General features: G+C 72.6%; 6 protein-coding genes. 3 read left to right on the forward strand and 3 right to left on the reverse strand.

Going from position 1 to position 13,644, the window contains the following annotated elements:
* Nucleotides 1-142 precede the first annotated feature (142 nt).
* Nucleotides 143-1,012, forward strand: coding sequence for a LysR family transcriptional regulator (locus tag B4N89_RS42015; protein WP_078981891.1), 870 nt, complete (start codon nt 143-145; stop codon nt 1,010-1,012).
* A 470-nt stretch (nt 1,013-1,482) separates the two neighbouring features.
* Here the strand turns inward: B4N89_RS42015 and B4N89_RS42025 are convergent, their stop codons facing one another.
* Complete coding sequence (locus B4N89_RS42025; protein WP_078981893.1) at nt 1,483-1,941, reverse strand: ribonuclease domain-containing protein; 459 nt, start codon at nt 1,939-1,941, stop codon at nt 1,483-1,485.
* A 195-nt stretch (nt 1,942-2,136) separates the two neighbouring features.
* On the opposite strand from B4N89_RS42025, the gene B4N89_RS42030 reads away from it, so the two are divergent.
* Both B4N89_RS42030 and B4N89_RS42035 read left to right on the forward strand, forming a co-directional pair.
* Nucleotides 2,137-3,135 (forward strand): serine O-acetyltransferase, encoded by a 999-nt coding sequence (locus tag B4N89_RS42030; RefSeq protein WP_161501006.1) that lies wholly within the window; start codon nt 2,137-2,139, stop codon nt 3,133-3,135.
* Nucleotides 3,136-3,184: 49 nt separating this feature from the next.
* Nucleotides 3,185-4,711, forward strand: a complete 1,527-nt coding sequence (locus tag B4N89_RS42035; RefSeq protein ID WP_143658285.1) for a peptide ligase PGM1-related protein — start codon at nt 3,185-3,187, stop codon at nt 4,709-4,711.
* Here B4N89_RS42035 and B4N89_RS42040 read toward each other — a convergent pair.
* Together B4N89_RS42040 and B4N89_RS42045 are read right to left on the reverse strand one after the other, a co-directional pair.
* The gene (locus B4N89_RS42040; protein WP_078981896.1) at nt 4,659-5,972 is read right to left on the reverse strand and encodes a WS/DGAT domain-containing protein; all 1,314 of its coding nucleotides are present in this window, start codon (nt 5,970-5,972) and stop codon (nt 4,659-4,661) included. The genes B4N89_RS42035 and B4N89_RS42040 overlap by 53 nt on opposite strands.
* On the reverse strand, nt 5,969-13,573 hold the full coding sequence (locus B4N89_RS42045) for a type I polyketide synthase (RefSeq protein WP_078981897.1): 7,605 nt from the start codon (nt 13,571-13,573) through the stop codon (nt 5,969-5,971). Before B4N89_RS42045 ends, B4N89_RS42040 begins: the two co-directional genes overlap by 4 nt.
* Nucleotides 13,574-13,644 lie beyond the last annotated feature (71 nt).

The following is a 13,644-nucleotide window of genomic DNA, read 5'->3' on the forward strand; positions in this document are numbered from 1 at the left end:
AAGTGGAACCACCGCGCCGACCGGTGGGGACCCACTCCCTTTACCGCCTTCTCCCATGGAACCGGAATCGTGGTAGCCGACCCAGGTACGGCCCTGATCATCGGGAACAGCAATATCCCTGTGCTCGACATAATCGATCGTCATGGGAAACGATTTTCAGATCTCCGACCTGCGCGCCTTCGCCGCGGCGGTGCGGGCGGGCAGTCTCACCAAGGCCGCAGTCGCGCTGGAGTCGAGTCAGCCGGCGATCAGTCAGCGAATCCAGCGCCTGGAACGAGCCGCCGGCACACACCTCATGATCCGGGACACGCGCGGCGTGCGACTCACCGAAACCGGTGAGTCGCTCCTGGCCTACGCCGAACGCATCCTCGCCCTCCACGAGGAGGCCCGCGCGTCGATCGGGCATCGCGGCGCGATACCCACCGGCCGACGCACCATCGGCCTCCTCGAAGACCTCGCGATCACCACGCTGCCGACCGCACTCGCCGACTTCGCCGTGCTCTACCCGCGCATCGACCTCGAAGTGCTCATCGGCCCGGCGAGGGAGTTGCGCCGACACGCCGAACGCGGCGGACTCGACCTCGTGTTCGGCGACCCGAGCGTCATGGGCGAGGCCGCCCTGCGCTGGCACCGTCGGGTGCCGCTGACCTGGACCTGTGCTCCCGGTTTCGATCCACGGGCCGACCCGCTGCCGCTGGTTCTCTTCTCCCAGCCCTGCCAATGGCGGCAGCCGGCACTCGACACGCTGAGCAGGCACGGCCGCCGATGGCGGATCGCCTTCCAAAGCACCAGCCTGCCCGCCGTACAGGCGGCGATCTCCGCCGGGATCGGCGTCGGTGCCCTGCTGGCGGAGAACCTGCCCGCGGGCGCCGTGCGGCTCGGCGCACAGCACAACCTCCCGCACGCCCCGGCAGTCGACATCGCCATCTCCCGCCGAGCCGACACGGACACGGACGACGCCCTCGTCGCCCTGGAACGCATCCTGCGCCGTGCGGTGGCCGCCGCCGAGTGAATCGCCCCGCGGCCGGGACGGTCGCGGCAGTCCCACCGCGCGCCGAGCACTCGGCCGACATCGAGTGCACGAGACCGACTCCCTGTGCGGTCGTTGGGCGTACGAGGCCGAGCAGTCCCGCATTTGCCGATCCGGGCGGGCCGGGCGATCCGGGTCGGGCCGGGTCTCCGAAGAACTGACCAGGGCAGCGACACCAAAGTGACCCTCAGCGGGCGTGACCGTCTGCCCGGGGCCGCCACAGGGGACCCGCCTCGGGCAGACGGCGATGCATCAGGCGCCCTCGCCCGCGGATGCGGCGGTGGCGGAGGCGGTAGCGGATCGTGGAACCACCCGCGCTGCCGACGGCGAGAAGACGCGGACCGCGGCCGATGCCGAAACAGCCGCCGGGTTGCTCCCGCATCGGCGCGGGCCCGCCCACCCCGGGAAAGGCCCCTGCGGACAAGGGTTTCGATCGGTCGGCGGTGCGGGGGTCAGGAGCAGCCCGAGGAGATCTCGCGGAAGTTGGCGTAGTGGTCGTCGGTGTACCAGACGACGTGGGTGGCCGGGTCGCGGACCAGGCGTTCGGCGTCGCGGTGTTGGCCGGGGGTGCGGGGGTTGACGTCGTACTCGCGGTAGTGGCCGTCGGCGGGGAGGTCGCCGCTGCGGTTGCCGTAGACGTTGCTGCCGCGGATGACCAGGGCGGTGTCGGGCACCGGGTAATCGGTGGGGCGCGCCGCGGTGGGCCAGTGCAGGCCCCTCCAGATGGCGCAGGCCTCCTTGACCTGTCCGGGAAACGCCTCGACGGGCAGCGGGGGATCCAGGATCGACAGCGGCGCGTGGGACACGTGGGCGGGTGTCGCCGCGACCGCCGAGGGCACGGTCGGGGCCAGCAGGGACGTCAGGAACAACGCGGCGACGGCGACAGGGCGCAGGCGAGCGAGAGCGGTCATACCCTCCCAACGCCCGAACACCACCTTCGGACACGCCCCCGCATCCGTCTCGGGCCTTCCCGTCGTCGTTCGCGTCGCGCGTTTCGGCGTTCCACTCGTTCGGCCCATGTCCGGTGGGGCGTGGGGGCGGGGTGGCGGAGACTTTGAGTTGCGTCGTGTGCCCGGCAGGGGATCTTCAACGGCAGGAGGATGGCCGTGTTGCCCACCGAGGTCGATATGCGAACCATTGCCGAGGACCTGTCCGCCACCTTGCGGCGGGTGGGAACAGACGGGCACGGTTCCGCCGTGCCGCCCCCTGCCGCCCACAGGTTGTTGTGCGAGGTCACCGCCCAGGTGGCCGAGGATTTGTCCGTATTCTCGCTGCGCGATGCTGCGGCTCGAGGCGATCAGTCCTACATCTATTCGGGCTATCTCAGCTTTCGGGCGGTGATGGCCTATCGTCTCGCGCACGCGCTGTGGGAGACGCGCCTGCCGGACGGCCTGCCCCATCGGTTCGCGACCCAGGCACGTCGCATCTCCGAGCACTTCCGCCTCACCACCGGCGTCGAGATCCACCCCGGTGCCAAAATCGGCCGCCGATTCGTGATCGACCACGGTTCCGGAACGCTCATCGGTGAAGAGGCGGAAGTCGGGGACGATTGCTACTTCGTACAGAACGTGGTGCTGGGTGCGCGGGACATCATCTCGAAGGCGAACGGGCGACCGCAGCCCAGGAGGCATCCGCGTGTCGGCAGCCGCGTGCAGATCGGGGGCAACGTCCACGTCTTCGGGCCCGTGCACGTGGGTGACGACTGTCTGATCGATGCGGGCGCGCGCATCACCACCGACATTCCGGCCGGCTCTCGGGTGCGCGTCATCACCACGATCCAGGTCAGCGTGTCAGAACCGGCGCCCGTCGTACACGGATTGGCGCGCGTGGGTGAGCACATCGTGATCTCCGGGTCGCGGCTGGACGGGCTGGTTCCGGTGGTCCTCGACGCGGAGCACACACCTCGGGCGGCCCTCACCGTCGCCACGGCGAGCGCCACGGAGATTCACTGCACGCCGACCGAGCGGTGCCCCGTGCGTCCTGCCGCCCTGGGGCTTCTCCGCGACGGCCGGCTGGTCTGCTCCATGGAACCGGCCGCCCACCTGCTGGACGCGCTCACGGCAGGCGAGCGGCCGACCGGCCGGCCCGTGTCCCCACTCGAGTAGCCATCCCGGTTCCAGCGGCGCCGCCGCATCGGCAGGAAGGGCCGTCGCCATGCCCCAAGACCCTCTCATCCGCCGCATCGACCGTTTCGAAGCCCATGTGGCGAGTCGGCCCGGCCTGCGGCTACGGGTCGCCTGCCCCTCCCAGGAGTTCTCCGAACTCGAGATGCAACAGGGTCTGGGACGCTGGCTGTCCTGTGTGCGGGGCCTGTGGGAGTCGCTGGGCGTCGCCTCCCGGCCGGACCTGGCCATGCTCATGTTCCAAGCGCCTCCGGTGCCCGCGTCCGTCGAACGGTACCTCCTGGCGCTGCGACCGGCGGAGGGCCGGAACTCCGTGGCCGACCGGCTTCTTCGGCACGCCCTGATCGGTTTGCCGGACGCTTCCGACCGACACCTGAGCGAGAAACTGCTGGAACGGCCCGAACTCCTGGACCGGGTCGGGGCGCTGATCTCCCGGGCACGCGCGCGCGGGCAGGTGGTGGAGCCGTTGTCGTGCTACCAGGCGAGCACCCGCATGGACGAGGTGGCCGAGCGGATCGGCGTGGAACGCGGTGAGACGCCGAGCAGGACCTTGACGTGGGGCTCGAAAGCCGGTGGCCGCAAAGTGTTTCGTGCCGGCGGTCTGGCCCACGCCCCGGGCGGTTACGAACCCGTCCACGACATGGCCGCCCTCGCCCGGCAGGCGACCGAACTCGTACGCGTACACGGGACGAAGCGGTGGCTGGTGAAGATCAACGACGGCTACGGCTCGGGCCACGGTCTCGCCGCCTTCACCCCCGCCGACGCTCGGTATCGCACAGTGCTCACCGCCCTGCGGCAGTTGCAGCCACTGACCGAAAACATCTCGCGCGACCGGTTCCTCGAAAGCCTCACCGCCGAAGGGGCGATCATCGAGCAGTATCTTCCGACCCCGCCCCGCGGTGAGAAACGCTCGCCGAGCACCCTGCTGTACCTTCACCACAGCGCCGACGGCGGCTTCGACCTACAGTTCCTCGGAACGCACGAACAGGTTTTGGGAGCGGACCTGCAATACCTCGGATGCCGCTTTCCCGCCTCGCACGAGTACCGCGGCACCCTCGTCGACATGTCCCTCACGGTCGGCAAGGAACTGGGCTCGGTGGGTGTCCGCGGACATGTCGGCATCGACTTCATCGCCCGCAAGGCGGCCGACGGCCGGTGGGACGTCCACGCGATCGAACTGAACCTGCGCCAGACCGGTACGACACATCCGCATCGAACCGTGCGCGCCCTCCTGCCGGGCACGTGGCCCGAGGACGGACTCTTGACGCACCGGGGCTCCGTCGTCCACTACACGGGAACCGACGGGCTGATCTCCCCCGCCTACCGGGGCCTCACACCGGACTCCCTGATCGAGGAGTTGCGGCATCGGCCCGGCCTGGCCTTCGACGCGACGTCCGGACGTGGCGTCGTACCTCACTTCTGGACCGCGTTGCGGCCCTACGGGAAGATCGGCGCCACGTTCATCGGCACCTCGCGGGAAGAGTGCGATGTCCTCCAGCGGGAATTCACCGATCTGCTGGACGGCATGGCCGGGTGTGCGCCGGCGGCGCGGGGGTGAGCAGGTCGTGCAGGGCGGCGGCCCACAGGCGGGGCAGGTCGTCGATGCCGTCGAGGTCGGGGTGGGCGGTGAAGGACACGCACGCGGCGTCCTCGTAGGTCATCAGCACGACGGACAGGACGTGGTCGGCGGGGAGGAAGTTCAGCGGGACGACGCCGTCCACGACCCGTCCGAGCGGACGCAGGCGCCGGGCGGGTCCGGGCACGTTGGTGACCATGACGGTGAACGAGCGAGGGCGGAAACCGCGCAGCATGACCCAGGCGATCACCGCGCGCGGGCACACGCGCAACACGGTTTCCACGCAGGGGTGGGCGAAGGCGCGGCGGACGCGACGCATGCGGTCCGCGATCAGGGACAGGCGGCGGCGTGGGTCCGGTTCGTCGACGGGCAGGCGTGCGCGGGTGGCGGCGAAGCGGTTGCCGACGGTGGTGTGGTGGTGCCGGTGGATGTGGACGGGGATCAGGGCCACGACGTCGGCGGGGAGCGGGTGTCCGCGCTGGGTGTACCAGGTGCGCAGGGCGCCGGTGAGGGCCGCGAGGTGCACGTCGTTGACGCTGGTTCGGCCGTGGGTGGTCGCGGCGCGCAGTCGTTCGAGGGGTACCCGGGTCCACGCGTGGCGCTGGGGTGTGGTGGCGGTTCGTGGCGGGAGGGCCTGTAGGCGTGCCGCCGAGGGGACGGCGAACGCGGGCGTGAGCAGTGCCGTGATCGCGCGTGCGGTGGCCTGTGGTGTTCGCAGTGTCCGGTGCCAGGGCGTCGGGGGTGGAGGGGCGGTCGCGGGTGCGTCGGGGGCGGGGGTTTGGTCCCCCGCCAGTACCGCGGCGATGTGGTCGACCATGGTGCTGCCCGATACGCCGTCCATGAGCCGGTGGTGGACGCGCGCGACGAGGGCGAACTGTCCGCGGGCGTGGCCGTGGACGATCCACAGGCCCACGCCGGTGTCGGGCAGCGGGTGGGTGGAGATGTCGTCGAGGGCCGCGCGCAGGCCCGGTTCGCCCGAGCGGGCCGGCGCCGTGACCTCGAAGAGGTGCCGGTCCGCTCGGGCCGTCTCCCGTTCGACGGACGGCTCGCCGTCTCCCGGCCGGGCGAGGCGGTCCAGGACCAGGTTCGCCAGGGCGCGTGCCTCCTGCCGGGTGGGCAGTGGTCCGCTGCACAGGAAGGCGCAGCCGAACACCAGGGTCTGGTTCGGGCGGCGGCGTTGGTAGCGGTCCAGCCCGGCCGTCCACGGGTCGACGTCGGTGGTGGGGGTGGTCGTGGGGGTCATCGGGGGGCGGCGGTCGTCGAGGGTGCGGGGTGTGGGTGGGCGGGTGCGGCGCCGTCGTGGTCGGGGTGTCTGCTGGAGGGCACGTCGACGGGGGTGGGCCGGTCCAGGCCGAGGCGGGTGTGGGTGATGCGGGCGATGTCGGCGATCGTGCCGTGACTGCGCAGGAGTTCCATGGGTGGGATCTCGACGCCGTGGCGCTGTTGGAGGGCGATGAGGAGTTCGGCGCCCATGAGCGAGTCGACGCCGTATTCGTCCAGTCGCCGGGCGGGGTCGAGCCGTTCGGGGTCGGTGTGCAGGATGTCGGCGAGCATGGCGGTGACGCTTGCGGTCAGCGCGGCCAGGGCGTCCGCGGCGGACAGCGTTTCGAGGGTGTCGCGGCGTGTGGCACCGGCGGAGCCGGCACCGGCGGGGATCATGGCGGCCATGCGCGGGCGGGTCGCCGACTGCATGATCGCGGCGATCCGGTCCCAGTTGTAGCGGCCGGCTCCGGCGGCGGCCAACGGCGTGCGCAGGAGGCGTTCGGCGGTGGTGAACGCCTCGGCGGGGGTGAGCGTTTCGATGCCCAGGCCGTGCAGGCTGGCGGTCAGGTCGTTGCGGGCGACGTACCCGGTGCCGCCGATGGCGCCCCAGGCGGTGGCGAGGGCGGGGCGTCCGTGTTGTCGGCGCCGGCGGGCCAGGGCTTCGAGGAAGAGGTTTCCCGCGGCGTAGGGGGCCTGGGTGAGGTTTCCGATGGTCGCGGTGCCCGAGGAGTAGAGGAGGAACAGGTCGCAGTCGCGGTCGCGGGTGAGGCGGTCCAGGACCATCGCCGCGGCGATCTTGGGGGCGAGGACGGCGGTGATGCGTTCGGCGTCCAGGTCGGTCAGCGGGGCGTCGTCGAGGTGCATCGCGCAGTGGACGACGCCGCCCAGGCGTCGCCCGGCGGCGTCGTATCCCTCGACGAGGGCGCGCATGGCGTCCCAGTCGGTGGCGTCGACGGCGTGCGCGCGGGCGGTGACGCCACGCGCGCGGAGGGCGCGCAGGAGTTCGTCCGCTCCGGGGGTGTCGGCGCCGCGGCGGCCCACCAGGGCGAGGTGGCGGGCGCCGAGGTCGGCCAGCCAGTGGGCGGTGGCGGCGCCGAGGCCGCCGAGGCCGCCGGTGATCAGATGGACCGCTTCGGGGTCCACGGCGAGGGGCTCGGTGGCCGGTTCGATCGTGGCGGGTTCGTCCAGGGGGTCGAAGGCGACCACGACCTTGCCGAGGTGGCGCGAGTGCTGGATCAGGCGGAAGGCGTCGGTGACTCGGGCCGCGGGGAAGACGCTGTGCGCGAGGGGATGGCACACGCGCTCGCGGATGAGATCGCCGACTTCGGTCAGGAGCGGGCCGATGCGTTGCGGATCGTCCAGGAGGGCGGTGAGGTCCACTCCGAAGAAGGCGAGGTTGTCGGCGAAGGGCCGTAGCGACAGCGACTTGTTCGCGTAGATGTCGCGCTTGCCCAGTTCGAGGAATCGGCCTCCCGGGCGCAGGAGTTCCAGGCTGCGGGGGATCGCTTCGCCGGCGAGGGAGTTGAGGACGATGTCGACGCCCTTGCCGTGGGTGAGTTCGCGCACGTGGTGGGCGAAGTCCAGGGTGCGGGAGTCCAGGACGTGTTCGACGCCCATCGCCTCGAGGTAGACGCGTTTGAGGTCGGTGCCGGCGGTGGCGATGACGTGTGCCCCGTGGGCGCGGGCGTATTGGATCGCGGCCAGGCCCACCGCCCCGGCGGCGCCGTGGACCAGGACGGTCTCCCCGGGTTGGATCCGGGCGAGCCGGCCCAGGCTGTAGACGACGGTGGCGTAGGCGACCGGGACGGTGGCGGCCTGGGTGTAGGTGATGTCGTCCGGGATGGGCCACATCGTGGAGGCGTGCGCGATGGTGTGCGTGGTCAGTGCGGCGGGCGCGGTGCCGGCAACGCGGTCGCCGGGTCGCAGGTTCGTGACGCCGGGGCCGCATGCGGTGACGACGCCGGCGCATTCGAAGCCGGGGCCGAGGGTGGGGCCGCTGACGTCGGCGGGCAGCAGTCCGGTCACCTGCATCACGTCGCGGTAGTTCAGGGCGGCGGCGTGGACCTCGATCGCGACCTGGCCGGGGCCCGGCCTCGGGGGGTCGATCTCGTGCCAGCCGAGACGGTAGCCCAGGCCCTTGTCGCGCACGCGCAGCGCGAAGGGTCGGCCCGTGCCGGGGACGGCGGGTTCGCCGAGGTGCCGCTCGCGGGGGACGAACCGGCCGCGGGGGGTGAGGACGATCTCGTCCTCGTCGGTGGGTTCGAGGAGTTCGTCCGCCAGGCGCCGGGCGTCGTCGAGCGGGTCCGGGCCGGGCTCCAGGCACACGCGGCGCCCGTCCAGGTCGGGGTGTTCGTTGGCGACGCACCGTGCCGTCGCCCAGGCCGCGGCGTCCAGGGGATGGGTGACGGCGGCGAACGTGGGCACGGCGCCGCAGGGTCGGGCGACCAACCACAGCCGGGTGGGTGTGGTGCGCGGCACACCGTCGAGGGCCGCGGCGACGGCGCGCAGGAGCAGGGTCTGCGCGGTGGCGTGGGCGAGCGCGTCGCGGGGGTCGTCGGTGTCGGGGCCGCCCAGGAGTACGACGACGTCGACGGCCTCCGGCAGCTCTGTGGCGGCCGGGGCGGGAACGTCCGGGGCCGGACGCGGGGCCGGCGTCGTCGGCGATCGCAGCAGGTGTTCCCACGCGGCCGGATCCGGTTCGGCGGGCACCACGCGTGCCCGGGCCGCGCCGCTGACGCGCAGTCGCTCCGCGAGGGCGTGGGCGACCTCTTCCCGGTCGGGGGTGTGCGCGACGACGAGGAAGAGCGTGTCGGAGCGGGCGGGGGTGCTCGCCGGTGCGACCGCGACCTCCGGCGCGGTGGCCAGGAGCACGGAGTGGTGGTCGCGGGTGGGCGCGGTGTCGTCTCCGGTGTGGACGATGTCGGTGTAGCCGCAGCGCTCCAGCAGCGCCGGCCACCGCTCGCGCGGCAGCAGCGGGGACAGCGGGCGCAGCGCGGTGTCGGTGTGGGCGTGGAAGCTCTCGAGGGTCCCGAAGAGGGGGGCGAGCATCTGCGGGTCGTGCGACTCGCCGGCCAGGAGCCGGCCGCCGGGGGCGAGCAGGCGGGTGAGCAGGCGCAGCGACGCGTGGAGGTCCTCGGCGGTGTGCAGCGCGTTGACGGCGACCACGAGGTCGAACCCGTGTGCGGGGTGGCCCTGTTCGACCGGGTCGGCGTTCAGGTCGAGGACCTGGTAGTCGACGAAGTCGTAGGCCCGGAAGCGGGTGGCGGCGCGGGAGAAGAACGTCGGGGACACGTCGGTGAAGCGGTACGTGGTGCGGTCGGCGGGCAGGATCGGCAGCAGCGCGGCGGTCGTGCCGCCGGTGCCGGCGCCCACCTCCAGCACGCGCAGCGGACGGTCCTCGGGCCAGTGGCGCACCATCTCGCGCAGGAGTGCCTGGGCGAGGCGGTTGTGGAAGCGGCACACCGGTGCGGTGTCGTAGAACTGTTCCAGGACGGTGGTCACCGGGTCCGAGACGAGCAGATCGAGCGGGTCCTGGGCGCCGCGCAGCACGCGGTCGCGGTGCGCGGCCTGATGGATGCCCAACGCGCTGTCGACGACGAAGTGGGGCAGGCTCGCGGCGGTGTCGCGGGCGAGTGTTTCGACCGGGAAGCGCGGCGCGGTCAGCCGCCACCGGCCGTCGGATTCGCCGGCGAGGACCCCGTGGTGTTCCAGTTGGGGGGCGAGCATGGTGATCAGTCGGCGGTGGCGCGCGAGCATGCCGGCGTCGACCAGGTCGTCGACGTCGAAGGGTTCGGCGGGATCGGTGAGCAGTCCGGCCAGGACGTTGCCGAACGTGCGGGCGGTGTAGTCCTTGTACGCGTTCACCAGGTGCTCGTAGCCCGAGTGTCGCCAGGCGACGCGCAGCGCGTCGAGGCGGGGTGCGGCGGTCTTCGCCAGGTCCCGCGAGGGGGGCAGCGGGCAGGGGGCGGCGGGCGCGGTCGGGCGCGGTGCCGCGCGCAGCACCGTGTGGTGCACGGTCAACGCGGTGCCGCGGGGGGCGGCGAATCGGCGCAGGCGGCATCGGTCCAGTCGGATCGCGACGGTGCCGTGGTCGTCGGTGACCGTGACGTCCCAGCACACCTCGTCGTCGCCGCGAGAGTGTTCGTGCACCCACACGTGGCCGGTGGGGGCGGGGGTGTCCCAGATGCGCACCGCGCCGATGGACGCGGGCAGGAATGCCTCCGCGTCGCGGCCCCGGGCGCGCAGCAGGGGGGCTCCCGCCTGCAGGGCGGCGTCGAGGAGCGCGGGGTGGGCGGTGTAGGGGGTGCCGGGGGCGTCGTGGTGGTAGCGGGCGAGGACGTCGCGTTCGCCCGTGTGCATCTCGCGCAGGCCCCGGAACGAGGGCCCGTAGTCGAGGCCGGCTTCGGCGCACGCGCGGTAGTGCTCGCCGGCGTCGACGGTGTGCGGGCAGCGCTCGCGCAGTGCCGTCGGATCCTGGGGGGCGGGGCGGGGCTCCAGGAGGGTTCGTGCCCGGGCGCGGGCGTGTCGGCGCGGTTCGCCGTCGTGGTCCTCGGTGCTGGTCACGGTCACGATGCCGGTGCCGGGGTCCACGCCCACCTGGGTGCGGACGCGGGCGGGGTCGTCCCAGGGGATCACGAGGGCGGTGTCGATGCGCAGGTGGTGGAGTTCGACGGGGCCCGGTTCGAGAGCCTGGTGGGCGGCGGCGGCCATTTCCACGAATCCGGTCGCGGGCAGCAGGACCGAACCGGCCACCTTGTGGTCCTCCAGCCACGGGAGCCGGGCGGGTTCGAGGGTGTTGAGCCACAGGGGTTGCGGCGAGGGCAGTCGTTCGCCGAGGAGCGGGTGGCGGAGCACCGCGTCGCCGCTGGAGCTGATCCAGTCCTCGCCGGTGCCGCTCCAGTGGCGTTCGCGCTGCCACGGGTAGGCGGGCAGGTGGGTGACCCGGCCGGGGGTGGGAAAGTACCTGCTCCAGTCGACGTCGGCGCCGGCGGCGATCAGCGTCGCGTGCGTGTCGGCGAGGGCGCTCGGCCCGTCGGTGTCGCGGGACAGGGTCGACAGCACGGCGGTGTCGGTGTGCGGGGGCCGGGCGGCGACGCGGCGCAGGTAGGTCCCGAGCACGGGGTGCGGGCCGATCTCCACGAGGATGTCGGCACCGTCGTCGACGGCTCGTTCGACGGCGGCCGAGAACAGCACGGGCCGGCGTACGTTGTGCCACCAGTACCGCGCGTCGAGTTCGGCGCCGCGGATCCCGGTGCCGGTGACGGCGGAGTGGAACGGGATCGCGGGCTGCTCGGGCGTCAGGTCCGCCAGTGCGGTCAGGATGGGGTGTTCCAGGTCGTCCATGGAACGACTGTGGAAGGCGTAGTCGAGGGCGAGGTCGCGTACGAACACCCCGCGCGCGGTGAGTTCGGCGAGGAGCTCGGCCAGGGCCGCGGCCTCGCCGGTGACCGTGACGTCGTGCGGCGAGTTGAGCGCCGCGATCTCCAGACGACCCTGGTAGGCGGCGATTTCGTCGCGGGCCTGTTGTGGTGACAGTGCGACGGCGGCCATCCGGCCGCGACCGCGCGCGGTGGCCTGCGCCCTGCTGCGCTCGACGATCACGCGCGCCGCCTGGGCGAGGGTCAAGGCTCGGGAGCAGTAGGCGGCGGCGACCTCGCCGACGCTGTGTCCGAGCACCATGTCGGGTTCGACGCCCCGATCGGCCAGGGCGTCGACGAGCGCGACCTGGATGGTGAACAGCAGGGGTTGGGCCACCTCCGTGGCGTCCAGGTCCCAGGTGTCGGCCGGCGCGGCCAGTGTGTGTGCCACCGACCAGCCCAGCAGCGGGGTCAGTTCGGCGTCGACGCGGGCCACGGCGCGGGCGAACGCCGGGTCTTCGCGTGCCAGGTCCGCGCCCATGCCGGCCCATGGGGCTCCGTTGCCGGCGAAGACGAACGCCACGCGGCCCTGCGGGACGGCCACCGCCCGGCCGGCTCCGTGGGCCGGCGGACGACCGGCCGCTGCTTCGCGGGTCGCGTCCTCCGGTTCCGCGCCGGCGAGCCGGGTGAAGCCGTGGGCGGCGTCGGCGCCCCCGGACGCCAGCACGACCGCGCGATGCGCGTGCCGGCCTCGGCGCCGGCAGGCGGTGTAGGCGATGGCGCGGAATTCGTCCGGCGGAGCGGCGATCACGCGCTCGGCCATGGCGGTCGCGGCCGCGGTCAGTGCCGCCTCGGTGCGCGCGCTGACCATGATCGGCAGCCCCTCGGGCGGCATGGGGGGCGCGGCCGGTTCGACGACGGTGGGGGCGGCGGTGAGGACGGCGTGCGCGTTGGCTCCGCCGAACCCGAACGAGTTGACGCCCACGACGGGGCGCCCGGTCTCGGGCAGCGCCAGGTTGTGGGTCTGCACGCGCAGGCCGAGACCGGCGAAGTCGATGTCCGGGTGCGGCCGTTCGCAGTGCAGCGACGCGGGCACCATCCGGTGCTCGAGGACCAGCAGCGCCTTGCACAACCCGACCAGCCCCGACACCGGCTCCAGGTGGCCCAGGTTGCTCTTGACCGACCCGATCGGCAACTCGCCGGTGACGCGCCGGATTCCCAGGGCCCGGCCCACCGCCGTGGCCTCGGCCGGATCGCCCACGGGAGTGCCGGTGCCGTGCGCCTCGAAGTAGACCAGTTCGTCGGGTCCCACCTCCGCCCGCGCGTACAGACCGCGCAGCAGGTCCTCCTGCGCCTGGGGGTTGGGCAGTGCCAGGCCCAGGGTCCGTCCGTCGCTGTTGGTCGCGGTGCCCAGGATCACGCCGTGCACACGATCACCGTCGCGCAGCGCGTCCCGGAGGGTCTTCAGGACGACGACCACGCCCCCCTCGGCGCGGACGAAACCGTCGGCGTCGGCGGAGAAGGAGGCGCATCGGCCGTTCGGCGAGAGCATCGAGGCCTGGGAGAAGCCGATGTACTGGTAGGGCGACAACAACAGGTTCGCGCCGCCGCACAGCGCGGTGCGGCTGACCCCGTTCCACAACGTCTCGCAGGCGCGGTCCAGGGCGACCATCGACGACGAACACGCGGTGTCGATCGCCATGCTCGGGCCGCGCAGGTCGTAGGTGTACGAGAGGCGGTTGGCGGCGATCGCGGCGGAGGCGCCGGTCATGGTGTAGGCGTTGATCCGGCGCACCGACTTCAGTTGCATGAAGCCGTACGAGTTGTCGCAGATGCCCACACAGACCGCGGTGTCCGATCCGGCCAGCGACTCGGGGGCCAGCGCCGCGTCGTCCAGGGCCTCGGCGGTCAGTTCCAGCAGCAGGCGCTGCTGGGGGTCGATCTGGCCCGCCTCCTTGGGGGAGATCGCGAAGTAGGCGGCGTCGAAGGAGGTGATGTCGTCCAGGAAACCCCCGGCCGCGGTACGGCTCTTGCCCGGCCGAGGGCGGGTGGCGTCGACGAACCGGCCGGGGTCGAAGCGGTCGGCGGGCACGGTGCCGACCAGGTCCCGACCCTGTTCCAGCGCGCTCCACAGACCGTCCAGGTCCACGAGCCCGCCGGGCAGTCGACAGGCCACCCCGACCACGGCGATGGCTTCTCGGTGTTCGGTCTCCCGGTCATGCATGTGAACCGTCCCTGTTCGAGTCGGCGAAAGGGCCGTGCGGTGCCCTCGCCCGCGTTCGCGCCGGCGCTCGA

The organism is Embleya scabrispora, from assembly GCF_002024165.1.
Taxonomy (GTDB): Bacteria; Actinomycetota; Actinomycetes; order Streptomycetales; family Streptomycetaceae; genus Embleya; species Embleya scabrispora_A.

Coding starts and splice junctions, on each gene's coding strand:
- B4N89_RS42040 (WP_078981896.1), bottom strand. CDS start 5,972: ATGACCCCCACGACCACCCCCACCACCGACGTCGACCCGTGGACGGCC.
- B4N89_RS42045 (WP_078981897.1), bottom strand. CDS start 13,573: ATGCATGACCGGGAGACCGAACACCGAGAAGCCATCGCCGTGGTCGGG.
- B4N89_RS42025 (WP_078981893.1), bottom strand. CDS start 1,941: ATGACCGCTCTCGCTCGCCTGCGCCCTGTCGCCGTCGCCGCGTTGTTC.
- B4N89_RS42035 (WP_143658285.1), top strand. CDS start 3,185: ATGCCCCAAGACCCTCTCATCCGCCGCATCGACCGTTTCGAAGCCCAT.
- B4N89_RS42015 (WP_078981891.1), top strand. CDS start 143: ATGGGAAACGATTTTCAGATCTCCGACCTGCGCGCCTTCGCCGCGGCG.